Raw genomic sequence first — 22,985 nt, forward strand, 5'->3', positions numbered from 1 at the left:
CGACTCAGCTCTCGTCCTCGTCTTTGATCTCTTTCAGCCGATCGAGTAACTCGTCGCTCGAGGCACCGTTCTCGAACTCGATCGTGCCATCGTGACTGTTTTCACCGGATTGTACGGCATCGTCCTCGTCAAAATCGGCGTCGACTTCCTGCTGTTCGGATTCGTCGTAGCTCCCGAACCCCATACGGTGTTCCCTACGGACTTCCGATTGAAAAATTTCGTGGTCACCTCGCTCCGTCTGACGGGAGGCCTGTCGTCTCTCCGGTCTCGGCATCGCGTCAAAACGCTGTTTTCAAACGACTCACGGCCCCTCGCATGGTTCACGACGGTCCCGTCTCACAACCGACGCGGATCTGCCGTGGACGGCACCATTTTGGGCCCAGCCCTCGAGTCGTCGTGTATGGAGGTTCATCACGTCACCGACACAGCGGAGACGTTCACCTGTAACGCCTTTTTGGCGGTTAGCGAGGAGCACACGACGCTCGTCGACGCTGGCGCGTGGGAGGGCGTCGTCGACGAAATTCGAACGCACACCGACACCGTCGACACGGTCGTTATGACCCACCAGCACGGCGACCACGTCGCCCAACTCGAGGCCGTCTGCGACGCCTTCGATCCCGACGTGTACGCCTACGACGATCACCCGACGCGGACCCACGAATTCGAGGACGGCGATACGGTCACGATCGGCGACGAGGAATTCGACGTCGTCTACACGCCCGGGCACGCCGACGATCACGTCTCGTTCGTCTCGGAGACGTCACTGTTCTCGGGGGATGTCGTCGTCCACGACGACGGTGCGTTCGAGTACGGGAGCTTCGGTCGCACCGATATGGCCGGTCAGTCCCGCGAGCGGCTCATCGAGAGCATCGAGGAACTGCTCGAGCGCATGCCCGAGGGCGTCGAACACATGTACGCGGGCCACGGTGACGTCTTCCACGGCGACGTACTCGACGTGGTGGAGACGGCACTCGAGCGGGCGGCAAAGCGGGAGCCGAAGTATCCGGACGAGTAGTCGTGGTAGTCGTAGCAGCGTTGTAGTTGCGTTATAATTGCGACATACCAGTGTGGTAGTTGCGTCGTAGCAGAGTAGTAGCAGTAGCCACAGCGTCGCGAGCGATGAGCTGACGTCCCAGCGAAAAAGCGACTCTCGAGTCATCCATACGGACTGCTGTACGTCAGTGCCGCGTGATCCAAGACCCCTCGCGATCCCTAGGACACAGGTACAGCAGACCGCCTCAGTCGTCGCTCGGTGCAGCCTTCGAGTCGCTCGCCGCGTCTCTGGAGCGTTCCGCCCAATCGTCGAGGTTGGCCGCGACGTAGTCTTTGCCGGCCCAGCCGAAGGCGATGCCGACCGCCAGGGCGACGGCCAGGCCTCCGGCGAGCGCGAACGCTTCGGCGAACGTGTAGAGGATGGTCACGTTGACGCCCATCGTCTCGAGTCCGATGACGGCGACGACGAAGTAGAGGAACGCCTTCGTCGCGCCGGCGAGGACGGCCGAAAAGCCGGAGTCCCGTGCGGCTTCCGATCTGCGGACGACGGTGCCGGCGTAGTCGGCGACGAGGAAGCCGACGAGCAGGATCGCGAGTCCGGCGGCCAGTGCGGGCAGGTACGCGACCGCGCTCTCGATCCAGGCGCCGACGAACTGGAATCCGAGTCGGTGTGCGGCGGTCACGAGTGCGATCAGGACGACGTAGTATTTGACCAGAAGGCCGACGCCCTCCGAGACTGCTGTCGGTCCGTCGGGAAACAGCGACTCGAGCGGCGTCTGGCGGACGGTTTCGTCGAGGGAAACGCGCTGGCCCGTACGGCTGACAATCGGCTGGAGCTTCGATCCGATGAACAAACCCAGCAGGACGATCACGGCCGCCGCGATCAGCGACGGCAAGAACGCGATGAGATCGGCGATTGCGGCCTCGAACTCGGCCTCAATCGTCTCGGTGAGTAGTGTCACTGGTGCGAACTGCGCTGGTTGGTGCATACAGAGTGACGTTCAAAGATACAGTAATTAATTTCTTTGATTCGTGTCTGATGATCTAACTACCCGTCTAGAAAGAGCAACTCGTGGAACGGTTACAAACCGATTTTCGGCTATCTAATCGATTAACTGCCAGTACAGCGTCAATTGGGTACTTGTCGGTGAGCAGTATTCGGTGGGGCGACCGAAGGAATCACGAACCGATGGCTCTGTCGTCGAAACCCGGCTGAAAAGTCCGCTGTCCGCCGCGAGCGGCGGTGTCGGAGACGGAGATTATGCCGCGCGGGGCTCTTTCGCTTTCGGGCGAAGCTTCCCGTAGCCGCACTTGCGGCAGCTGTCGGCGTCTTTCGAATTGCGAGCGTTACAGCGCATGCAGATCATTTTCTCGAGCGTTCGTTTCTCGGCGGCGTCGAAACTGGCCATACCGGTCCGTTTGGCCGTGGTGCATTTAACCGCTGTGATTGTGCCCCCTGACGGGATTGACCGTGACCGAGAGAACGACCGCCGTCTCCTCGCGGCGGTCGTCGGTAGGCCAATCAGTGCTCGAGCCAGTCATACGGTTTACTGTAGTCAATTACCGCCGATCGCCAGAACGGGGTCGGAAATCGGCGGTAGATAGTTACAGCAATCAGTATCACTCCTCGTCAGCCAGATAGTCCTCCTGTACCGCGACGACCTCGCTCGAGTCCGTACACTCGCTGTACCGGCGAAGTGGCTCCTCGTTGAGCGTGAGAAACGTCTCTCCCCATCGGAACGGCTCGAGAATCGCCTCGGCGCGCCCGCGTTCGCCGAAAATACAGAGCGCACTGGCCAGCGCCTCGACGGTCGTCAGCTGGAACGGCCGACCGTAGTTAACGGGATTGGCGGCGACGAGAAAGGGGAGTGCTCGATGGACGCCGTTCATCTTGAACGACGCTTCCTCGGCGGATTCCCAAGAGCAATCCAGTGCGACGAGCGTTCCCAGCCCGTCCTCGGCGTCGGCCGGCGAGAGCGCCTGCTCGGCGTGGGGGTTGAGGACGACGCCGTAGGGGACCTGCCCCATTGTGCGATAGAGGGTCGCCTCGTCGAACTTCTCGAGGCGACGCGCGGTGCACTTGTCGGGGTCGTCGTCGCCCTCGTAGTAGATGTGACACTCCACAGCTGCCAACTGTCTCCCCCATATAAAAACAGTTCGCATATGTAGGATGTTCGACTATATCGACAATATAATAATCCGGTGTATAGGCGGGATAGAACCCTCGTTTCCAATATCTAAAGGTAATACCTAGGTGATACTGTTATTCACCAACCACAATAGATTTATATAGTGTTAGTTAGAGGTACTGGTGTACAAATGCCGGATGATATCACGACGCGGAGATCGGTGCTGAAGGGTGCAGGGGTTGCTGGAGTTACAGGACTTACCGTAAGCCTCGCTGGCTGTACTGGCGATGGAGATGATTCGGATGTTGAGGGTGCAGACGAGATAGCCGACGAAGTGCCGGAAATCCATCTCGTCGCACCGACGGCCGGAACGAATCCGTTCCGAAACGAACTCGCCTCGATCGTCGCCGAAAACTGGGAAGAGATCGGTTTCGATGTTGACCTCGAGGAACTCCAGTTCGGTGCACACGTCGATCAGGTTGTCGTCCAGCAGGATTACGACGCGTCGCTGCTCGGGTGGGGCGGAACGCCGGAGCGGATCGACCCCCACACGTTCATCTACGATATGCACCACTCCGACAACACGCAGGAGGGTGGCCGGAACACGCCGGGGTACGCGAACGACGAGTACGACGAACTGGCCGAGTTGCAGGTGACGCAGGTCGACGAAGACGAACGTCAACAGACCGTCTACGAGGCCCAGGAGATTATCGCCGAGGATCAGCCGCGTACGTACATCGCCAACGAGGGCGGGTACCATCCGTACGCAAGCGCCCGCGTCACCGACGTCGACCCGACGCTCGGTGAAGGGCTCAACTCGTTCTGGAACATGACGTCGGCGACTCCAACCGACGACGATACGGTTCGCTTTGGATATCCCTCCGAGATTATCTCGCTGAATCCGATGCAGGATCTGGCGACGCCGGATCGCCAATTCGTCCGCCTCATTTACGATCAGTTGTACCGCATCGGCCCGGACGGTTTCCCACAGCCGTGGCTCGCCACGGACGATCCGGAGATCGAAGACGACGGTATGACCTACACGGTCGAGATCCGAGACGATCTCACCTTCCACGACGGCGAAGATCTCACCATCGACGACGTCGAATTCACCTACAACCTGTACGCCGACTCGCCGACCTACAGCGGTCTCGTCGAAATCATCGACGAAATCGACACCTCGGGCAACGAGATCACGTTCCACCTCGAGGAACAGTATGCACCGTTCACGGCGAACGTTCTCGGACAGGTGTACATCTTCCCGGAACACATCTGGGGCGATGTCGGCCCGGACGAACTCGCGGACTTCGAGGACGAGAACTGGGTCGGAAGCGGTCCGTTCCAGTTCCGCGACTGGGAGCGCCAGGCCGAACTGCAACTCGAGGCGTTCGACGACCACTTCGAAACGCCAAACGCCGACAACTTCATCCGCATCCCGGGGGCCGACACCGCACAGCTGGTCAACGACCTCGAGGCCGGCCAGATCGACATGGTCGGCGCAGTCCCACAGCCGACGGCGGTCGACCGCGTCAGAGACGACGACGACCTCGACCTCGCCGAGTTCGAGGCTATCGGCTACGCGATGATCGAGTACAACATGCGCAACGAGCCACTCGACGACCGCCACATCCGGCGGGCGCTCTCCTACGGCGTGCCGAAAGAGGAGTACGTCGAGTTCATCCGCGACGGCATGGGAACGGTGACCCACACGACGATCTCCGAGCACAACGAGTTCTGGCACAACCCTGACGTCGAAGAGTTCTACGAGGACCTCGAGGCTGCACGACAGGAACTGGCCGACGGCGGCTACGGATGGGACGGCGATGGGCGCCTTCACTACGGCGCCGACCAGTAGTCAACCGACGTTCCCTCCACTAACGTGTTTAATGCAAACATATGATACTCACTAGAGACATGGGGTGTAGCGATCGATGGGGCTAAGGGCGTACGTCGTCCGACGGGTGCTCCAGCTTATCGTCACCTTCTGGGCCTTCTTTACGATTCTGTTCGTTCTGTTCCGGATGATGCCCGGTGATCCGACGTCGATGTTTATCATGGACGGCATGACGCCGGAACAACGCGAACAGCGGATTGCAGAGCTCGGATTGAACGAACCGCTGCACGTTCAGTACGTCGAGTACGCTCGACAACTGCTTCGCGGCGACTTCGGACAGTCGTTCATCTATCGCGACCCGGTTATCGACATCATCGCCGTTCGCTTTATGAACACGATCGTCCTGATGGGGACGGCGCTCCTCTTTGCCTACCTCATCGGGATCACGTTCGGTGCGATCATGGGCTGGTGGCGCGACTCGAGGTTCGAACGCGGCGGAATCATCGTCACGCTAGTCGCCCGCTCGTCGCCGGAGTTCTGGGTGGGGATCGTTCTCCTGTCGGTGTTCGTCTTCTGGCTCGGCTGGTTCCCCTCGAGTGGGATGCGCACGACCGGAGGCGAACTCGGCGGCAACTTCGCCGCCAGATACGGCTCGGTGGACTTCCTGCGACACCTGTTCCTCCCGGCGCTGACGGGAGCGATCGCCTATCTGGCGACGCCGACGCTGTTGATGCGCTCGACGATGCTCGACGTGCTCAACGCCGACTTCATCGAGATCAAGAAAGCGGAGGGGCTGCCCGAGCGGACGGTGTTGTTCAAACACGCCGCTCGGAATTCGGTGCTTCCGCTCGTGACGGTTATGGCGATCGCTACCGGCTCCGCGATGGGTGGCTCGGTCGTCATCGAGACGGTTTTCAACTGGCCCGGAATGGGCCGAGAGATGGTGAATGCGGTAAACAACAACGACTATCCGCTGGCGATGGCGGCGTTCTTCCTCATGGGATCGGTCGTGATCATCATGAACTTCGTCGCTGACCTCGCGTACGTATATCTCGATCCGAGGGTGGAATACGAATGAGCACCGAACGAACGTCTCCGACCGACAGGACAGAAACCGACGGCGGTACCCTCGAGTTCATCCGCTCGAAACTCGAGATCTTCGAGGGTGACAGGCTCGGCCAGATCGGACTGGGTATCCTGTGCTCGTTCATCCTTATCGGCATCTTCGCTCGGCCGTACACGATCGACTTCCTCAACCTGACGATTCCGGGGCTGGCACCCCACGATCCGGCTGAACGAGCTGTCGGCGGCCGACTCGAATCTCCGTCGGGCGCTCACCCGCTCGGGACGACCCACATGGGTCGAGACGTGCTCTCGCAACTGATCGCCGGTACCCGCGTGACGCTGATCGTCGGCAGTCTCGCGGCGTTCATGGCCGTCTTCATCGGGACGAACGTTGGCCTTATCAGCGCCTACTTCGGCGGCTGGGTCGACGACGTGCTGATGCGGATTACTGATATCGTCTACGGTGTGCCGTTTCTCCCGTTCGCGATCGTTCTCGTGGCGATTCTGGGCAGCAGCATCGTCAACATCATCGTCGCAATCGTGTTGATCCTGTGGCGATCGACGGCACGGGTGATCCGCGCGCAAGTATTGAGCCACAAACAGCGGCCATACGTCGAGAGCGCACAGGCCATCGGGGCTAGCCACACGCGAATCATGTACCGCCACATCCTGCCGAACGTGTTGCCACTTACGTTCCTGTATGCGGCCTTCGCGGTCGCGTGGGCGGTCATCGCCGAGGCGAGTCTCTCGTTCCTCGGGTTCGGTGACCCGAACATGCTCTCGTGGGGAGAGATGATCTACAACGTCTACACCGCAAACGCCATCCGCGAGGCCTGGTGGTGGGTCTTCCCACCTGGCATCTGCATCATGCTGTTCGTGATGTCGGTGTTCTTCATCGGCCGTACCCTCGAAAAAGAGGTTAATCCCGAACTCCAACATCAATAATGACGCTACTCGATATCAACGGACTGAAGACGTACTATCGGGCCGACAACGGGTGGGTCCGAGCAACGGACGACGTTTCGCTGTCGATTGATCGCGGCGAGACCGTCGGGTTGGTCGGTGAAAGTGGCAGTGGCAAGACGACGCTTGCGAAATCGATCATTCGGCTGCTATCGGACAACGCCGAGATCGTCGACGGCTCGATTAATTTCGACGGCACTGAAGTGACCGAACTCTCCGACAAAGAACTCCGTAAACAGATCCGCTGGTCGGAGATTTCGATGATCCCACAGAACGCGATGAACGGGTTCGACCCGGTCTACACCGTCGGTCAACAGATCGTTCAGGTGATCCGTCATCACGAGGACGGCACGTCAAAGAAAGAGGCTCGAGAACGGGCCCGCTCGCTGTTCGATGAACTCGGGATCGAACCCGACCGTGTGGATGACTATCCCCATCAGTTCTCCGGGGGGATGGCCCAGCGTGCGATGATCGCGCTCGCACTCGCGCTCTCGCCGTCGCTCGTGCTCGCGGACGAGCCGACGACGGCACTCGACGTCGTGATCCAGGATCGCATTCTGGATACGATCAAAGAGATGCAAGAAGAGCTGAACAGCGCGATGATCATGATCACTCACGATATGTCGGTCGTCAGCGAAACCTGCGACCGCATCGCCGTGGTCTACGGCGGCCGAATCGTCGAAATTGCGGACACGGAGACGATCATCACCAACCCGCGTCATCCGTATACGCTCGGCCTCCGGAACGCGTTCCCGGACATCAACGATGACGATCAGGAACTCATCTCCATTCCGGGAACGCCGCCGGAACTCGTCGATCCTGGCGAGGGCTGTCGGTTTGCTCCTCGCTGTCCGTTCGCCGAACAGGAGTGTTGGGAGGAGACACCCGAGGCCGAATCGTACGGCGATGGCCACGCGGTCGAATGCCACCGCGCCGACGAGATCGACCATTTGCAGGAAGAAGCCGGAAAGAAAGAAACGTGGACCGAACAAGATCTCGGTCGACCGGAAGACTCCCAATCGGATCAGCCCGAAGAGGTGATGCTCGATGACTGACGCGCTCAAAATGGGGTCACGCACCGACCCGAACGAATCCTACAAACTGAGAGTCGAAAACCTCGAGAAACACTTCCCCGTCAACACCGGGATCATCTCGCGTATCTTGCGCGGCGAGAGCAACCAGGCGGTCAAGGCCGTCGACGGCGTCTCGCTGGGGATTCGCGAGGGCGAGGCGTTCGGCCTCGCCGGCGAGTCCGGCTGCGGAAAGACGACACTCGGCAAGAGCGCCATCAGACTACTCGAGCCGACGAACGGGGAGATCTACTTCGACGACGAAGAGATAACCAGCGCAAGCGGCAGCAAACTGAACCAGTTCCGTCGGGAAGCCCAGATCATTCACCAGGATCCGTACAAGTCGCTCAATCCGCGATTCACGGTCTACGAATGGGTCAAGGAGCCACTCGACGTTCACGATATCGGCACGGCCGAGGAGCGAGACGCGCGGGTGTACGAAACCATCGAACAGGCCGGACTGCAGCCGGCTCACGCCTACGCCCACGAGTATCCGAGCGAACTGAGCGGTGGCGAACGCCAGCGCGTCGGTATCGCCAGAGCGCTGGCGCTCGAGCCGTCGTTCTTGTTGGCCGACGAACCGGCGAGTATGCTCGACGTCTCGATCAGGGCGAGCATTCTCGACCTGTTCAAGCGTCTGCAGACGGAGTTGGGGCTGACGGCAGTGTACATCAGCCACGACCTCTCCCTGCTCAAGCACATGTGCGATCGGATCGGGATCATGTACCTCGGCGAACTGGTCGAGGTCGGTCCGGCAGACCAGATCATCAACGATCCGAAACACCCCTACACGCAGGCGCTGGTCTCCTCGGTGCCGCGGATCGATCCGACCGAAGAGCGAGAGCGAATCGAACTCGTCGGCGAGGTCCCCGACCCCGTCGACGTCCCGAGCGGCTGTCGGTTCCACCCGCGCTGTCCGAAACTCGTCCAGCCCGAGGGGTACGACATGGAACAAACTCACTGGCGGGCGGTTGCGAACTTCCGTCACGACCTGTTGCAGGATGACGTCACCCTCATCGACGAAGCGGAGGCGGAGACGCCCGATGCGATCCGCGACGCCTACGACATCCCATCGCAGCTATCGGACGGCGACGCCGAACGCGTCCTCTCGGACGCGTTGCAGACGGTAACGGGTGGCGACCGCGAGGAGGCTCGAGCGCGACTTGAGACCGAGTTCGCGACGCCGTGTGAGCGCGGCGAGATCGAGACCTATCAGGTGACGCCGGACCAGACGGCAAAGTGCGTCCGGTACGACGAAAGTTCGCGGTACGATGCCGACGGCGGCGGCACCATCGAGGGCGACTAACGCTCCGTCGCTGTTTCGTCGTTTTCGTGGATGGTTTCCCCGCGATTCAGCCGTTCGGCGATGGTAAACGTCTGTTCTGCCTCGCGGCGAGTCGGGAACTGTGCGGCCATGTAGCGAGCCGTCGCGATGAGCGGGACGCGACGCCGGGACTCGAGATCGACCGCCGACTCGGTGGGTTCGGCTCCCGAGTCACCGCCTCCGTTCATCGACTCGCCGACCGCAGTTGCCGATTCGCCGCTTTCGCTCGCACGCGCTTCGGCGAGATCGAACTGTCGGAACGCCGCCTCGAGATTCTGGAGCGTGTGGAAGCCGGCGTCCTCGCGCAGTAGTCCGTGACCCAGCGTTCGCTTCAGCGCGTCGGGATCGCCGCCGCAGTCGAGGAATTCGGTGACCAGTTGCCCGGCCTCGTCCACCTCGCCCTCGGTGTCGAACGTCTCCAGAACGTTCTCGAGGATCGACTCCGGATCGCGTCCGGTATCGTTGTCGCCGGGTTCGGGAATCGGCGCGGGCGGCGTGTTGAGGAACCGATCGAGGTAGACGTTGAGGGCGGCGTCGAAGACGCCTCGATAGAGTTCGACCGCTTCCGTCCGCCGCGTCGACTGGTGGACGGCGTTCGCGTATGTGAACGTGTGGTGGACGGTGTTCCAGTCGCTGAACTCGTTTGCGGTGCCGAACTGGGCGACGCGCGTAGCCGCGGCGTGGGTCACTTCGGCGGCGAGTGCCTCGCTCGTTGCCCCTTCGCGAACGGCGTCGGCGAGCGCGTCGACGATATCCTCGGGGTCGTCCGCGAGCAGGGTTTCCTGCAACTCGCCGGGCGGCGACCAGGAGTTCCCGGCGCCCTCGGCAGCGAGTTCCTCGAGGCCACTCGTTTCCGTGACGTCGCCGCCGTAGACGTCCTCGAGCAGGACGACGAGATCGATCGGCTGTCGCCACGACGATCGTTCGTCGCTGCGACTGGCGGTCACGAGCGGTTCGACGAGACTCGATACGGTTTCTTCGGCGTGGTCCCAACCCACGTGCTCGAGGATCTCGAAGGCCGTGTTCGCAAAGTCGAGAACGTGGCCGGTCGAGAGGTACGGGTGGTCGGTCGCGGCGGCGAACAGCAACTCCGCGACCTCGGCTTCCGAACGACCCGAGGCGATCGCGGTGCGGAGACAGCGCTCGGCCCCGTCGCGGTCGCGCACCTCGACACAGTCCCGGAACCACGATTTCAGCCGATCGAACGCGACGTCGTCCGTCGAGAACGACGGCTGCTCGAAGTTCGGCGGTTCGCCCGCACAGTCGTCGCCAACGTGGCGAACGCCGGTGTACAGCGCCCGTTTTCGGTCCTGTGGCTCGAGGTCGTCGATCACGTTCGCCAGACAGCCCAGAATCGTGAGACCGGGCCCCCATCCCGACTCCCGGTACCGGGTGCCGAACGCGAGGGCCGTCGCCATCGGCTCTCGGTAGTCGACGCCGGCGTCAAGCAACCCGCCCGTCGATTTCGCGACGACGAGTCGCAGGTTCTCCTCGAGTCCCGTCTCGAGGCGGTCGGCCCAGTGCTCGGCGGGCGGCAACTCTCGGGTCGGGGACGGGTTCACGTGGACGGTGCCGTCCCGGATTTCGGTGGGATACGTCTGCACGTCGTCGGCCCACGGATCGAACGTGTCGCCACAGGAGAGTTCGAAGCGCGCGTGGTGCCAGTGACAGGTCAGGATGCCGTCGTCGACGGTTCCCTCGACCAGCGGAAACCCCATGTGTGGACAGCGGTTGTTCACGGCCCGGACCTCGCCCTCGTGGTAGAAGACGGCCAGCGGCGTGCCGTCGACGCTCGTTAACTCCCGTCCCGATTCCTCGAGGTCGGCGAGCGGGACGACCGGTCGAAATTCGCCTTCACGTTCGCTTTCGTCTGTCGTCGACATACGCCAACTATTGTCAAACATACGTGTAAGCGTTCGCTGAACTCGATTATTGTAAAATCTATAATATGTGTTCGAGAACGGCCCTCGACACTCCCATCGAATCCCATCGAGGGTTCGAGCGGACCACAGCCGTTCGGAGTGGCACGTTTTTGCCGTTCGCGACGAAACGTCGGGTATGGACCCGGCCGTCCTCGTTCGGCGATACTACGCTGCGCTCGACGAACACGACTACGAGGTCCTCGAGGGGCTCCTCTCACCTGACTTCGTCCAGCATCGTCCCGACCGCACGTTCGAGGACCGCGAGGCGTTCGTTCGCTTCATGCGCGAGGAGCGGCCGAATCCGGACACCAGTCACGAACTCGAGGCGGTACTCGCCGACGACGGTCGCGTTGCCGCTCGTGGCCGAGTGTTCGACGGGGAGACGAAACTGTTCGAGTTCGCGGACTTTTTCGAACTCGAGGACGACCGCCTCAGCGGGCTCGAGACCTACTCGCGGTAGCGAACGGTCGTTGCGCTTCCGTTGGGGACCCCGCCTCGAGACGGACGGTGTCAATAGAAGTGAACCCAGTAGGTGTGTCCGTTCGAACACGTCACCTTCGTCTGCTCGCCGAACGCTGCGACGGAGCGGCTTGGTTCCGGTTCGCCGTCTCCGCCGGGGACTGAGATGCTCGTACGGGTGTCACAGTGGGGACATTCGACCTGACGTATCGTCGTGATCTGCATTTCGCTTCACCGTGGTTCGTATGACACGAGACTACATAACCCGTTTTCACGCAAATCGAATAGGTCCGGCAGCTGCCGATTTCACGCCGAACAGTTGTTCGGCCCTAACTCGAGTTCGACTCGGTCTTCGGGGGCGCGTTCGTCGACCCCGCGGTTCAGATCGATGATCTCCTCGTAGTTCGAGGGTTTCTCGCCGGCGTCGGCCATCCGGTCGACGAACGCTTCCTCGTCGAGTTCGAGCAGGTCGATCCCGGTGCGAGCCGCCCGAATCGTCGTCGTAATCGACTCTCCGGGTGCGCCGTACTCGAACTCGCCGTCGGCCGTGACCGTGACGTGGCCCGGACAGACGACGAGGCTCTCGGGCTCGGCCAGCAGCGTGCGGTGGAGCGTCTCGTAGAGCAGTTTCGCCCCCCGTTCGCCTTCGTCTTCGCTGAACTCGAGTTCCGTCCGTCCCACCGAGTCGACGTGTAGCGTGTCGGCCGTCAACAACGCCGCGTCGTCGACGAGCACGGTGATCATCTCGCTCGTGTGTCCCGGCGTCGCCACCGCCTTGAGTTCGCGTTCGCCGACCTCGAGTACCTCGTTTCGCTCGAGCGGCGTGAACTCGATCTCGACGCCGCGTTCGTGGGCGCGCTCGCCGAGGTAGTAGGGGACTCCGAGTCGGTCGGCGAGTTCGCGGCTGCCGGAGACGTGGTCCGCGTGGACATGCGTATCGATCACGCCCGTGATCGCGAGCTCGGCTTCTTCGGCGGCGATCTCGAACTCGTCGATATCGCCGGTCGCATCGACGACGACGGCTTCTCCCGTCTCGTCGCAGCCGACGACGTACCCCAGACAGCCCTTCGCGCGGCGCTGGACCTGAACGAGCGTGAGGGAGTCGTCGCCCGCATCGAGTTCGACGTGGTCGTAGACGCCGCTCCAACCTTTCATTCCGCCGTCGACGGTCTGGACGTCGTAGGCGTCCGTCGCCGACTCGAGTTGCGTCGCCAGATTCCCGGACGAGATCCCCTTGGCACAGGTGGTAATCACGCGCTCGGCGTCGCCGACCAGTTGTCGGAACTCCTCGAGACGGCCGTCGAGTTCCTCCTCCGGACCGAACGGGAAGTGTAGCGCTCCGGCGATGTGCCAGGACTCGAAGCTGTCTTCAGGTCGCGTATCGACGAGGGCGAATTCGGCGTTTTCGTCCTGTAGCTCGGCGAGTCGGTCGGCAGAGAGCGTGGTGACCATACTGGCTCTACGACCTCGCCCGATGTAAGTTTCGCCACGCGAGTGCCGCGATCGCCGTATATACGGCCTGTATATCGTGGGTTACAACCACGCCGTTTCCCACGGAATGAGGATTATAATTCGGACTCAAGTAAACAGATCTCCAACCAGTATTCGTAAGAGGTGACCGACGATGTCAACAACGACCAAAAACCGATTGGAAAGTCGCCTCGGTGGCGTGACCCTCGAGGGCCGACCACACCACCTGAGCGCGTGGGCGATCGTTGGCCTCCGACTCCTGATGGGGTGGGTGATGCTGTCGGCGGGCTGGGGGAAGCTGACGGGCGAATTCAGCGCCTACGGCTACCTCGCGAACGTCGATCCGGCGAGTCCGGCGAGCGGGCTCTTCGGGGCGATGGCCGAAAGCGCCGCGTTGATGGGGGCGATCGACGTGATCGTTCCGGTCACGCAGGTGCTCATCGGCGTCGCGCTGATCGCCGGCGTGTTCGTCCGACTGGCCGCGTTCGGAGCGGCGGCCCAGATGGTCATGTTCTACTTCGGCAGCTGGGAGGTCGCCGGCGGGCTGGTCAACGACCAACTCGTCTACGCCGCGGTCTTCCTGACGCTGGGGGCGCTGGCCGCCGGTCGAATCCTCGGCGTCGACCGCTACATCGAACAGCACCCGATCGTCGAGCGCGTGCCACAACTTCGGTACTTGCTCGGCTGATCGCGGCCCGCTCCCACACCCGTATCGATACCCCTTCTCGCTCCCGTTTTCATCCCGTACACCCGTACCAACACTCGCTATCGTCTCCTCTGTGAAATAGCCCCGAAACCGATGTCACAATACCTACGTTCCTCCGCCGTAAATTCAACGACAACGAATGTCATCGATTCGGTCCATTCTGAGCGGCTTGCTCGCTAGCGTCATCGGAATTCTCGTCATCGGTCTCCTCGCGACCATCGTCTTCGCCGTCGCGATCTTCGTGGTCTCGACGGGTGCCGGCCTCGCCGGCTACGAACCGAGCGCGGACTACGTCGTCCTCTCGGCGGCGCTGGTCGTCGTCGCCGTAATTCTCACCGGCGGCTTCACGCCGCGACTGTCGGGCGGTGGAACCGACGAGGACTCGACCGACCAGTTCGACGATCGGACGTTCAACTGATCGTCGCTGTCGCCGTCGACTGCCGCACGTCGCTCCTCACGGTCGGCGAGCAAGTAGGTTCACTTAACTGATACACGAGTGAAGTGTCCCTATGCGCCTCTCGGACACCGTTCGCGCCGCCGTCGCCGTGCTCCGTCGCCGCCCGAGTGACCTCCTCCCGTGGTATCTGCTCGGTGCTGCCGTCCCCGCGATCGCCCGCGTGATCCCGTTTCTGGCGATCGCGGTCGGCTTCGTTTATCTCGAGGTAACCGGCCGTCTCGCGACGATTCAGGACCACCTGACCGGGATGGACACCGAGCCCCCGGATCCGAACGCCGACCCCGACGCGTTCGAGGAGTGGGCGAGCGGGTTCGACCCGATCGTCGAGCAACTGTTTACCCTGGAACTGGTCGCCTTGCTCCTCCTGACGATCGGGGCGACAGTCCTCGTCGGCGTCGTCCTCTCTGCAGTCGTCGCTGCCGGTCAACTCACGGCCTGTGCCGCACGGCTGCGCGACGAACGCGGGCTAACCACCGGTATTGCCGGTATCCGCCGCTACTGGCTGCGATTTCTCGGGTTATATCTCCTCGAGTTCCTGCTGTGGATGGCGATCCTGCTGACGATCGGAATGGGGGCAGCGCTGGTCGGTGGTCTCGCCGTGGTCGCAACCGGGTCGGCGCTGGTCGCCATCCTCGTGGCGCTCGTGGCCGGGCTGTTCGCCGTCGCCGCCGTCGCGGTGATCCGGGCGCTGTTCGCGTTCGCGCCGGTTGCGGTCGTCGTCGACGACGCGACTGCCGTCGGGTCGCTGTCGAACGTCGTCGCGTTCGTTCGTGCTCGACCGATCGGCGCGGCGTTTTACTACGTCGTCGCCGTCGGCACGACGCTCGCAATCTCCGTGGTCTCGGGCGTGTTCGTACTCGTCGATGTGATGGCGTTCACCTCGCTGCTCACCGTCCTCCTTGTTTTCCCGGCGCTTGATCTCCTGAAGACGGCCCTCTACAGCGGCTACCGGGGTCGGCTAGCCCCGCCGGCGATGCCGGACCGATCGCTCCGCCGTCAGTTCCGCGATGGCGTCGGGCGCGGGTGGGCCGAGATGACGTCGTTCGTCCGGGCAACCCTCAGCACCCACGCGGTCGTCGTCGCCCTCGCCCTCGCCAGCTTCTGGGTCGGCTGGGAGGTCGCCGAGCCGCTGGCCGGCACCCTCGAGACGTCGATTTCGGCCCGCCTCGAGGGCCACATCCCGCCGGCCGCGGCGCTCGAGTTCTTCGGTAACAACTGGATGGTCGCGATCACGACGGCCTTTTCGGGGATCGCGCTCGTGCTTCCAGCGATCGCGTCGCTGCTGTTCAACGGGGTCTTCATGGGCGTCTACGCGCGGACCGAAGCCGCTCCCATGGAACTGCTCGCCTTCGTGATTCCCCACGGGATCTTCGAGATTCCGGCCATCTTCATCGCCACCGCGGTCGGGATCTGGCTGGGGCTCGTCGGCTGGCGGACATACCGGGGTCGGATGAGCCGAACGGCGTTTGCGGACGCCCTCGAGCGCGCCTTCTGGGTTCTCGTCGGCGTGGGCCTCCTGCTAGCCGTCGCGGCGTTCGTCGAGGGGTTCATCAGCCCGTACTACTTCCGGCTGTTCCTCTAAGCACGAGGCGAGCCTCGCCGTCGGCTCCGGGAACGGCGTCCGCCGTACGCGTCAGCTACTTTTCATCACCGGTATAGCTATGTTCGGGGCGTGTCACAGTCCAATCATGATCTCGGACACTCGCTCTCGACGGACGGTCGCGTACTGTCTGGTGGGGGGAATCGTCCACGCGATACTCGCGCTCTGGCTGGGCGCGGCGGTTCGGGGCCGTTCGATTCCGGTATCGACGCCGGACACGCCGTCGGGAGGACTGGTCGTTGCAGTGACGCTCGTCGGACTCGTTCTCCTCGGCGCGGTTCCGCTCGCGTTGCGTATCCGTAAGCGGCTCGTGACGCCGCTCGTCGCCCTCGGTGTCCTCTTTGCGTGGGCGTTCGTCAGTAGCTGGTTTCACTTCGAGACGGCACGGGACACGGGGGCGACGCCGACCGGGTTGTACGCGGACTCGCTGTTCGGCGTTCTCTGGTTCGTTCCGCTCGCCGTCGTTCTCCTTCTCGGAATCGTCGAGTACGCGGTTCGAACTCGTTTCGACAGCCACCGGTTCAGCGCCGTCCAGAACTGAGCGACCGATCGATCGAAGACGCGGTTTCTGTATCCCCTTGGCCCCTCACGAACGAGACGACAGAACCCGTCTTCCGTCCCGGTCCAATCATCGTCCCACTGAACCGGTGTTATTGGCGAACTGACGGAACGCCAGTGCCGTCCGACCCCGCCGCTGGCTGGGAGACACCGAACCAATAAAGACGGACGCCTCCGTGCTCGAATACATGACGACGACGCTCGGAACGGCGAGCGCGGGACCCGGCGAGATCGATACGGGTCGTCTCGAGGTCGGCGAAACCCGAGACGGGAGCCCGTTCGGTCTGCCGGTCGCCGTGATCAACGGCGAGCGGCCGGGAAAGACGCTTTATATGCAGGCGGCGAGCGACGGTGACGAACTCAACGGTGTGGGGGTCATCCAGCGCGTCGTTCCGCAACTCGATCCCGCCGAGATCGCCGGGACGATACTGATCGTGGGAATTGTTAACTACCACGCGTTTCAGGTCGCAGAACATCGCAACCCGATCGACGACACGAAGATGAACCGAGCCTATCCGGGCAACGAAACCGGCACCTCGAGCGAACGGATCGCGGCCGCGACGTTCGAGGCGGCCAGCCGGGCGGATCTGATCCTCGATCTCCACCAGGGGTCGACCAGCCGGATGATCGACGAGGTCCGGGTCCGCTGTGGCAAGCGCCACCGCCTTCACGACGACTGTCTCGAGCTCGCGAAGGTCTTCGGCTGCGGCCACGTCCTCGATCAGAAGGGGCCGGACGGACAACTCGCCCGCGCCGCACCCGACGAGGGCGTGCCGACCGTCGATCCCGAACTCGGCGGTGCCGTCGGCTGGGACGAGACGAGCATCGAGAAGGGTGTCGACGGCGTGTTCAACGTCCTCACCTACTACGGCTTCCTCGACGGCAGCGTGGCGGTCGAGTCCCAGACCCGTGCCCGCGGGTTCGACCAGTACGGCGCGCCGGGCGGCGGGCTCGTCTCGTTCCGGACGGAACTGGGCGAATCCGTCCGGAGCGGCGACACGCTGTTCGAGGTGACGACGCCCTTCGGCGAACCGAAAGCTGAGGTGACGGCCGACAGCAACGGGATCCTTTGGCGGACCCGCCGACTGCCACAGGTCGCATCCGGCGAGTACGTCTGCTCCGTCGCCACCGACATCGACGACTATTAACATGCCATCTGACCTCACCTGCCCGAACTGCGACATCATCTACGAGGCCGGTCCGAACGAACCGTGGCGCTGTGCGTGTGGCCACGCCCTCGAGTTCACCGAGCGACCGCACCCGAAGGGCGAGCCGCTGCCCCTGCACAGCCTCGACACCAGCGACGGCCTCTGGACGTTCTTCGAGTTCCTGCCGATCGAAAAGCACGTAACCTTCCACGAGGGGTTCACGCCGCTGGTCGACGCCCCCGAGTGGGACGCCCAGTTCAAACTCGAGTACGTCTTCCCGACCGGCTCGTTCAAGGACCGCGGCGCGACGACGACGCTCTCTCGAGCCGTCGAACTCGGCGTCGACAAGATCATCGAAGACTCCTCGGGCAACGCCGGGGCCGCGATCGCGACGTACGCGGCTCGGGCGGGCATCGAAGCGGACATCTACGTCCCGGCGAACGTCAAACAGTCCAAGCTGATGACGATCCAGCGGGCCGACGCCCGCCCGGTCCGGATCGAGGGGAGTCGGCAGGACGTGACCGACGCCTGTATCGACGCCGTCGAGGAGGGCGAGGGCTGGTACGCCAGCCACGCCTGGAACCCGGCGTTCTACGCTGGCACGATGACCGTTGCGTTCGAAATCGCCGCCCAGAAGGGGTGGACCGTCCCGGACGCCGTCGTGCTCCCGCTCGGGCACGGAACGCTCTTCCTCGGCGCCTATCGCGGCTTCTCGCTGCTCAAGGAGGCAGGGATCACCGATCGCACGCCCCGACTGCTCGGCGCGCAGGCGGCGGGCTATGCACCCATCGTCGACGAACTCGGCGGCGCGACGACGGACGAAGACGGCGAGGGGACGGACATCGCCGACGGCATCAAGATCACTGAACCCGCTCGCAAGGACGAGATTCTCACCGCCATCGACGCGACCGACGGCGACGCTATCGCGCTCGGCTCGGATCCGGTCGAGACCGCGCTCGACCGACTCCACCGCGGCGGGTTCTACGTCGAGCCAACCTGTGCCGTCGCCCCCGCGGCCCTCGAGGAGTACCGCGAGCGAGGCGTGCTCGAGGAAGGGGCCGACGTCGTCGTCCCGCTGACGGGAAGCGGATTGAAAACGCTTTGATACCCTCGGTTCGGATGAGTCGGTAGATGGTTAGCCGTCCCGCCGAGTACTGCCCGCACTGCGGCACCTCTCTCGAGACGATCACGTTCGACGCCCGCGAGCGCGAGCGCTGTCCGGCCTGCGAGGACGTGATCTGGCACAACCCGGTGCCCTGTGCCAGCGTCGCGGTCGTCGATCGGTCGGGTTCCGAACCCGCGGTGCTCTGTGTCGAACGGGCCGTCCCGCCGGGCGTCGGCGAGTGGACGATCCCCGGCGGCCACATGGAGATCGGCGAGGAGCCGGCGGTCGCCGCCGCCCGCGAACTCGAGGAAGAAACCGGCGTCGCCGTCGATCCCGGAGCGCTCGAGATTCTCGACGCGGCGTCTCTGCCGCCCCGGGAGGGAAAACACGTCGTGACGATTCACTACGTCGCACGGCGGGCCGATGCCGCGGGGGAGCCGACGGCGGGAAGCGACGCGAGCACGGCTCGGTTCTGGACGCCGAGCGAATTCGACGCGACCGACGAGACGTTTCGGCCGGTACACGAGGAACGGTTCCGCGCTGCCGCCGAGCGATTCGACTGATCGGTCCGTTACCGGATCACACGGCCCACCTACAGCTACCGACCCCTTCGAGCCAGCCAGTATCAACAGATTCAGTAGCGGCCCGACCGTGGATCGAACGATGAGTATTCCGTCGTTCGTTATCGGGATCGCCGGTGGGACGGGAGCGGGGAAGACGACCGTCGCACGCACCGTCGCGGACACCGTCGGCGAGGCCGTCACCCGCATTCCGATCGACAACTACTACGAGGACCTCTCGCATCTCGCGTTCGAGGAACGAACGGAGGTCAACTACGACCATCCGGACGCCTTCGAGTGGGAACTGCTCCGAGAGCAACTGAACGCGCTCTTGATGGGCCAGCCGATCGAGATGCCCCAGTACGATTTCGAGGCCCACAATCGCACGGACGAGCGCGTGACGGTCGAACCGACGGACGTGATCGTCCTCGAGGGAATCTTCTCGCTGTACGACGAGGACATCCTCGAGATGCTCGACCTCTGTGTGTACGTCATGACCGACGCGGACGTCCGCATTCTTCGGCGCATCGAGCGCGACGTTATCGACCGCGGACGCGGCCTCGAAGGCGTGATCGACCAGTACCTCGAGACGGTCAAACCGATGCACGAGCAGTTCGTCGAACCGACGAAGAAGAACGCGGACGTGATCATCCCCGAAGGCGCAAACCGAGTGGCCGTCGACCTGCTGATCGAGAAGATACAGGCCGAACTCGCTGCCGACGGTCCCGAGCGAACGGACGACCCGGACTCCGAACTGTCGTTTTCCGAACCCCCGCGCGACTGATACGATCTGCTGTACCGATTTACCGCGGGACCACGACCCGTCCTGCGGTCCTACCGGAAACGACTTCCAACGGTTCGTATGACACTCTCGCCCGACTCGGCAGCCAAACCCGACATTCCTTTACTCGAGCCCTGAATACGAGCGGGTATGTTCCTCTCCCTACGCGCCGAGGTCGAGGCCGCTCTCGAGGCGGCACTCGCCGAACTCGAGTTCCCGACGGACGATCTCGGGATCGAAGAACCGCCGGAAGACGTCGAGAGCGTCCTCGCCTCGAGCGTCGCCTTCCGCCTCGCGAGCGAGGCGGGCGCGCCGCCGCCGCAGGTCGCCGGCCGACTCGCCGAGTCGATCGACGCCGACGAACTGACCTACGTCGCTGAGATCCAGACCCAGGGGCCGTACCTCAACTTCCTGCCGAGCGACGCCTACTTCGCCCAGACCCTCGAGACCGCCACCGACAAGAGCTACGGCGCACTCGAGGATCGCGAGACGTCGGTCGTCGTCGAACACACCAGCGCGAACCCGACGGGGCCGGTCCACGTCGGTCGTGCACGAAACCCGATCATCGGCGATGCCGTGGCGAACCTACTGGAGTTCGCCGGCTACGACGTCGACCGTCACTACTACGTCAACGACGCCGGTCGCCAGATCGCGACGTTCACCTGGGCCTACGAGACGTTCGACGAGTCCGATCTCGAGACGGAGCCCGAACGCGACCGCATCGAGTACGACCTCGTCCGCTACTATCGCATCGGGAACGCGTTCCTCGAGGACGGCCCCGAAGACGAGGTCGAGGCCGCCGAAGCCGAAATTGAGTCGATCATGCAGGGTCTCGAGTCCGGCGACGAGGAGGCCTACGAACGGGTCAGCGAGGTTGTCGATCAGGTGCTGTCGGGGATGAAAGGCTGCCTCGAGCGCCTCCCCGCCGAGTTCGACGAGTTCGTCAAGGAGACGCGGTTCATGCGAAACGAGGCGACCGACGACGTCGTCGAGCGGCTCAAGGAACTCGACGAGGCCGTCTACGAGGACGAGGCCTGGCAGCTCGAACTGGAAGACCACGGCCTCGACAACAACCTCGTCTTCCTGCGGTCGGACGGGACCTCCCTCTACGCCACCCGCGATCTGGCCCACCACGAGTGGAAGTTCGACAACTACGACCGCGCGGTGACGATCCTCGGCGAGGACCACAAGCTGCAGGCCAAACAGATCACGACGACGCTCGAGTTGCTTGGAACCGACACCGACGACCTCCGACAGGTGCTCTACTCCTACGTCAACCTGCCGGAAGGCAAGATGAGCACGCGCCGCGGCACCGGCGTCGATCTGGACGATCTGCTCGACGAGGCGATCGACCGCGCCCGCGAGGAGGTCGAGGACCGTCTGGACGACCGCATCCGCGACGACGACTTAGACGAGGACGATATCGAGCGAATCGCCCACCAGGTCGGCATCGGCGCGGTCCGGTACGACATCGTCTCCAAACAGCCGACGAAGGCGATCACCTTCGAGTGGGAGCAGGCGCTGGACTTCGAGGCCCAGTCCGCACCGTACGTCCAGTACGTCCACGCGCGCTGTTGTGGTATCTTAGAGGAGGCCGGACTCGATCCCGAAACCGACCTCGCGGCACAGGACATCGAACTCGACGCGCTCGACGCCGATCTGCTCGAGACCCAGGCCGAACGCGACCTGCTCGAGACGATCGCTCGACTGCCGGCCGTTATCGATGAGGCGGCGGACGACTTAGAGCCACACCAGATCGCGACCTACACCCGCGAGTTCGCCGATCGGTTCAACGCCTTCTACCGGGAGTGTCCGGTGCTGGCCGACGACGTCGATACCGAGGTCAGAGCGGCCCGACTCGCGCTCGTGGCGGCGTCGAAACACACGGTTGCGAACGCGTTGTCGATCCTCGGCGTCGAACCGCCGCGCTCGATGTAAGCTGTACCGGCCTGCGATGTGCCTGTCGCGCGGGCCGGAACTCGACGACCCGGCGCGAAATTCAGCTTCGTCGAACGAGCCGCGTCGCTACTCGAGTCGTCGTCGGCCGAAAAAGTCGAAGTCTTCCGAGTCGGCTCGACAGTCACGCGGGCGACTGCGCGGTCACTCTGCTGTCTTCTTGACCTTGTCGATGAACTCGTCTTTCGAGATGTCGCCCTTGTGGTAGTCGGCGATCCACTGGACGTCGACGGACAGCGAGACCACTTGCTTGTCTTTGTGGTCGATGGTCCAGTCGATCGTCTTGATCTTGCTCATGAACCGCTCGAGATCCATGGTCGCCTTGTCGATGTCATCGGCGAGTGTCCTGAGTTCGGCGTACAGTTTTTCGAGATCGGTGATCTCGGTCGATGCGACGACGCTGACTTTGTCGTCTTTGCGTTCGATTCGCTTCACCGACACCGCATCGCTGTCGAGGTCTAATTTCTTGCCGTCGAACCCGGGGACGTCGTCGATATCGTGATCGTCGTTGTCGTGATCGCCGTTATCGTCGTGGTCGCCGTTGTCGTCACCGTTACCGTTGTCGGTGATCGATTCTTCGGAGTCGTCGGATCCGTTCTCGTCGCCGGTCTCGCTACTGGAACAACCAGCGAGTGCGGTCGCGAGCGCTGCGCCACTGCCAAGGAGGATTTTTCGTCGCTCCATGGTCGAGTCATCGATAACGGAGGTGATTAGTAATCAGATCGTTACCATTTTTCTCTCGTGACCATCGGCGATACTTCGGATATCGCGCGTTATACGCCCGCTGTAGCGTTTTGAGTGACTCTTCTCGAGGTACTTTCCGATCGAATGGAGGTCGTTACCCCAGTTGTGACAGACACTAACTACTGATACTCTTATCGCAAC

24 protein-coding genes are annotated in these 22,985 nt (G+C 63.0%); 16 read left to right on the top strand and 8 right to left on the bottom strand.

Translation table 11 applies throughout. The annotated features are described in order from the left end of the window. Positions 1–4 precede the first annotated feature (4 nt). Entirely contained in the window at positions 5–184 is a 180-nt protein-coding gene (locus GS429_RS06220; RefSeq protein WP_160063730.1) for a DUF5786 family protein, read from the bottom strand. Between the two features lie 216 nt (positions 185–400). On the opposite strand from GS429_RS06220, the gene GS429_RS06225 reads away from it, so the two are divergent. Next, positions 401–1,015: an MBL fold metallo-hydrolase gene (locus tag GS429_RS06225; protein WP_160063732.1), complete on the top strand. Its 615-nt coding sequence runs from the start codon at positions 401–403 to the stop codon at positions 1,013–1,015. A 223-nt stretch (positions 1,016–1,238) separates the two neighbouring features. On the opposite strand, the gene GS429_RS06230 is transcribed toward GS429_RS06225, so the two are convergent. The 3 genes from GS429_RS06230 to GS429_RS06240 form a co-directional block, all read right to left on the bottom strand. After that, positions 1,239–1,955 carry a mechanosensitive ion channel family protein gene (locus tag GS429_RS06230; RefSeq protein ID WP_328821272.1) on the bottom strand — a complete coding sequence of 239 codons (717 nt, stop codon included), beginning with the start codon at positions 1,953–1,955 and terminating at the stop codon, positions 1,239–1,241. Positions 1,956–2,252: 297 nt separating this feature from the next. Next, complete coding sequence (locus GS429_RS06235) at positions 2,253–2,402, bottom strand: 50S ribosomal protein L40e (protein WP_160063736.1); 150 nt, start codon at positions 2,400–2,402, stop codon at positions 2,253–2,255. A gap of 211 nt (positions 2,403–2,613) precedes the next feature. After that, positions 2,614–3,117: a DUF367 family protein gene (locus tag GS429_RS06240; RefSeq protein WP_328821273.1), complete on the bottom strand. Its 504-nt coding sequence runs from the start codon at positions 3,115–3,117 to the stop codon at positions 2,614–2,616. A 195-nt stretch (positions 3,118–3,312) separates the two neighbouring features. Between GS429_RS06240 and GS429_RS06245 the strand changes: the two genes are divergently transcribed. The 5 genes from GS429_RS06245 (at position 3,313) to GS429_RS06265 (ending at position 9,360) form a co-directional block, all read left to right on the top strand. Continuing rightward, positions 3,313–4,977 carry an ABC transporter substrate-binding protein gene (locus tag GS429_RS06245; RefSeq protein ID WP_160063740.1) on the top strand — a complete coding sequence of 555 codons (1,665 nt, stop codon included), beginning with the start codon at positions 3,313–3,315 and terminating at the stop codon, positions 4,975–4,977. A gap of 76 nt (positions 4,978–5,053) precedes the next feature. Further along, entirely contained in the window at positions 5,054–6,034 is a 981-nt protein-coding gene (locus tag GS429_RS06250; protein ID WP_160063742.1) for an ABC transporter permease, read from the top strand. Next, the gene (locus tag GS429_RS06255) at positions 6,031–6,966 is read left to right on the top strand and encodes an ABC transporter permease (RefSeq protein ID WP_160063744.1); all 936 of its coding nucleotides are present in this window, start codon (positions 6,031–6,033) and stop codon (positions 6,964–6,966) included. Before GS429_RS06250 ends, GS429_RS06255 begins: the two co-directional genes overlap by 4 nt. Next, entirely contained in the window at positions 6,966–8,039 is a 1,074-nt protein-coding gene (locus tag GS429_RS06260; protein WP_160063746.1) for an ABC transporter ATP-binding protein, read from the top strand. The genes GS429_RS06255 and GS429_RS06260 overlap by 1 nt, the downstream gene beginning before the upstream one ends. Beyond that, positions 8,032–9,360: an ABC transporter ATP-binding protein gene (locus GS429_RS06265; protein ID WP_160063748.1), complete on the top strand. Its 1,329-nt coding sequence runs from the start codon at positions 8,032–8,034 to the stop codon at positions 9,358–9,360. The genes GS429_RS06260 and GS429_RS06265 overlap by 8 nt, the downstream gene beginning before the upstream one ends. Here GS429_RS06265 and GS429_RS06270 read toward each other — a convergent pair. After that, positions 9,357–11,261, bottom strand: a complete 1,905-nt coding sequence (locus tag GS429_RS06270) for a Rieske (2Fe-2S) protein (protein ID WP_160063750.1) — start codon at positions 11,259–11,261, stop codon at positions 9,357–9,359. The genes GS429_RS06265 and GS429_RS06270 overlap by 4 nt on opposite strands. A 175-nt stretch (positions 11,262–11,436) precedes the next feature. Here GS429_RS06270 and GS429_RS06275 point away from each other — a divergent pair, with 175 nt between their 5' ends. After that, positions 11,437–11,760, top strand: coding sequence for a nuclear transport factor 2 family protein (locus GS429_RS06275; RefSeq protein ID WP_160063752.1), 324 nt, complete (start codon positions 11,437–11,439; stop codon positions 11,758–11,760). Positions 11,761–11,810: 50 nt separating this feature from the next. Here GS429_RS06275 and GS429_RS22620 read toward each other — a convergent pair whose 3' ends face one another. Both GS429_RS22620 and GS429_RS06280 read right to left on the bottom strand, forming a co-directional pair. Beyond that, positions 11,811–11,984 carry a hypothetical protein gene (locus GS429_RS22620; RefSeq protein ID WP_425438188.1) on the bottom strand — a complete coding sequence of 58 codons (174 nt, stop codon included), beginning with the start codon at positions 11,982–11,984 and terminating at the stop codon, positions 11,811–11,813. 81 nt (positions 11,985–12,065) lie between these two features. After that, positions 12,066–13,211 (bottom strand): MBL fold metallo-hydrolase, encoded by a 1,146-nt coding sequence (locus GS429_RS06280; RefSeq protein WP_160063754.1) that lies wholly within the window; start codon positions 13,209–13,211, stop codon positions 12,066–12,068. A 172-nt stretch (positions 13,212–13,383) separates the two neighbouring features. On the opposite strand from GS429_RS06280, the gene GS429_RS06285 reads away from it, so the two are divergent. The 9 genes from GS429_RS06285 to argS all read left to right on the top strand — a co-directional run bounded on the left by GS429_RS06285 (position 13,384) and on the right by argS (position 22,082). Then, complete coding sequence (locus tag GS429_RS06285; RefSeq protein ID WP_160063756.1) at positions 13,384–13,917, top strand: DoxX family protein; 534 nt, start codon at positions 13,384–13,386, stop codon at positions 13,915–13,917. A 157-nt stretch (positions 13,918–14,074) separates the two neighbouring features. Next, the gene (locus GS429_RS06290; RefSeq protein WP_160063758.1) at positions 14,075–14,353 is read left to right on the top strand and encodes a hypothetical protein; all 279 of its coding nucleotides are present in this window, start codon (positions 14,075–14,077) and stop codon (positions 14,351–14,353) included. Between the two features lie 91 nt (positions 14,354–14,444). Continuing rightward, positions 14,445–15,974, top strand: a complete 1,530-nt coding sequence (locus GS429_RS06295; protein WP_160063760.1) for a stage II sporulation protein M — start codon at positions 14,445–14,447, stop codon at positions 15,972–15,974. A gap of 106 nt (positions 15,975–16,080) precedes the next feature. After that, entirely contained in the window at positions 16,081–16,533 is a 453-nt protein-coding gene (locus GS429_RS06300; RefSeq protein WP_160063762.1) for a hypothetical protein, read from the top strand. A 205-nt stretch (positions 16,534–16,738) separates the two neighbouring features. Then, positions 16,739–17,698, top strand: a complete 960-nt coding sequence (locus tag GS429_RS06305) for a succinylglutamate desuccinylase/aspartoacylase family protein (protein WP_160063764.1) — start codon at positions 16,739–16,741, stop codon at positions 17,696–17,698. 1 nt (position 17,699) lies between these two features. Beyond that, positions 17,700–18,803, top strand: coding sequence for a pyridoxal-phosphate dependent enzyme (locus tag GS429_RS06310; RefSeq protein WP_160063766.1), 1,104 nt, complete (start codon positions 17,700–17,702; stop codon positions 18,801–18,803). A gap of 26 nt (positions 18,804–18,829) precedes the next feature. Then, entirely contained in the window at positions 18,830–19,366 is a 537-nt protein-coding gene (locus tag GS429_RS06315; protein ID WP_160063768.1) for an NUDIX domain-containing protein, read from the top strand. 100 nt (positions 19,367–19,466) lie between these two features. Next, positions 19,467–20,147: a uridine kinase gene (udk, locus tag GS429_RS06320; protein WP_160063770.1), complete on the top strand. Its 681-nt coding sequence runs from the start codon at positions 19,467–19,469 to the stop codon at positions 20,145–20,147. Between the two features lie 147 nt (positions 20,148–20,294). Continuing rightward, on the top strand, positions 20,295–22,082 hold the full coding sequence (gene argS, locus GS429_RS06325; RefSeq protein WP_160063772.1) for an arginine--tRNA ligase: 1,788 nt from the start codon (positions 20,295–20,297) through the stop codon (positions 22,080–22,082). A gap of 162 nt (positions 22,083–22,244) precedes the next feature. On the opposite strand, the gene GS429_RS06330 is transcribed toward argS, so the two are convergent. Then, complete coding sequence (locus GS429_RS06330; protein WP_160063774.1) at positions 22,245–22,784, bottom strand: DUF8159 domain-containing protein; 540 nt, start codon at positions 22,782–22,784, stop codon at positions 22,245–22,247. Between the last annotated feature and the right edge of the window lie 201 nt (positions 22,785–22,985).

The sequence above is a fragment of the Natronorubrum halalkaliphilum genome, from assembly GCF_009834785.1.
Lineage (GTDB): Archaea > Halobacteriota > Halobacteria > Halobacteriales > Natrialbaceae > Natronorubrum > Natronorubrum halalkaliphilum.

Bases quoted from the DNA above. Each gene is read 5' to 3' on its own strand.
- GS429_RS06305 (WP_160063764.1), top strand. From the start codon at position 16,739: ATGACGACGACGCTCGGAACGGCGAGCGCGGGACCCGGCGAGATCGAT.
- GS429_RS06235 (WP_160063736.1), bottom strand. From the start codon at position 2,402: ATGGCCAGTTTCGACGCCGCCGAGAAACGAACGCTCGAGAAAATGATC.
- GS429_RS06300 (WP_160063762.1), top strand. From the start codon at position 16,081: ATGATCTCGGACACTCGCTCTCGACGGACGGTCGCGTACTGTCTGGTG.
- GS429_RS06295 (WP_160063760.1), top strand. From the start codon at position 14,445: ATGCGCCTCTCGGACACCGTTCGCGCCGCCGTCGCCGTGCTCCGTCGC.
- GS429_RS06250 (WP_160063742.1), top strand. From the start codon at position 5,054: ATGGGGCTAAGGGCGTACGTCGTCCGACGGGTGCTCCAGCTTATCGTC.
- GS429_RS06280 (WP_160063754.1), bottom strand. From the start codon at position 13,211: ATGGTCACCACGCTCTCTGCCGACCGACTCGCCGAGCTACAGGACGAA.
- GS429_RS06245 (WP_160063740.1), top strand. From the start codon at position 3,313: ATGCCGGATGATATCACGACGCGGAGATCGGTGCTGAAGGGTGCAGGG.
- GS429_RS06225 (WP_160063732.1), top strand. From the start codon at position 401: ATGGAGGTTCATCACGTCACCGACACAGCGGAGACGTTCACCTGTAAC.
- GS429_RS06265 (WP_160063748.1), top strand. From the start codon at position 8,032: ATGACTGACGCGCTCAAAATGGGGTCACGCACCGACCCGAACGAATCC.
- GS429_RS22620 (WP_425438188.1), bottom strand. From the start codon at position 11,984: ATGCAGATCACGACGATACGTCAGGTCGAATGTCCCCACTGTGACACC.
- GS429_RS06255 (WP_160063744.1), top strand. From the start codon at position 6,031: ATGAGCACCGAACGAACGTCTCCGACCGACAGGACAGAAACCGACGGC.
- GS429_RS06220 (WP_160063730.1), bottom strand. From the start codon at position 184: ATGGGGTTCGGGAGCTACGACGAATCCGAACAGCAGGAAGTCGACGCC.
- GS429_RS06270 (WP_160063750.1), bottom strand. From the start codon at position 11,261: ATGTCGACGACAGACGAAAGCGAACGTGAAGGCGAATTTCGACCGGTC.
- argS (WP_160063772.1), top strand. From the start codon at position 20,295: ATGTTCCTCTCCCTACGCGCCGAGGTCGAGGCCGCTCTCGAGGCGGCA.
- GS429_RS06315 (WP_160063768.1), top strand. From the start codon at position 18,830: ATGGTTAGCCGTCCCGCCGAGTACTGCCCGCACTGCGGCACCTCTCTC.
- GS429_RS06310 (WP_160063766.1), top strand. From the start codon at position 17,700: ATGCCATCTGACCTCACCTGCCCGAACTGCGACATCATCTACGAGGCC.
- GS429_RS06285 (WP_160063756.1), top strand. From the start codon at position 13,384: ATGTCAACAACGACCAAAAACCGATTGGAAAGTCGCCTCGGTGGCGTG.
- GS429_RS06330 (WP_160063774.1), bottom strand. From the start codon at position 22,784: ATGGAGCGACGAAAAATCCTCCTTGGCAGTGGCGCAGCGCTCGCGACC.
- udk (WP_160063770.1), top strand. From the start codon at position 19,467: ATGAGTATTCCGTCGTTCGTTATCGGGATCGCCGGTGGGACGGGAGCG.
- GS429_RS06290 (WP_160063758.1), top strand. From the start codon at position 14,075: ATGTCATCGATTCGGTCCATTCTGAGCGGCTTGCTCGCTAGCGTCATC.
- GS429_RS06260 (WP_160063746.1), top strand. From the start codon at position 6,966: ATGACGCTACTCGATATCAACGGACTGAAGACGTACTATCGGGCCGAC.
- GS429_RS06275 (WP_160063752.1), top strand. From the start codon at position 11,437: ATGGACCCGGCCGTCCTCGTTCGGCGATACTACGCTGCGCTCGACGAA.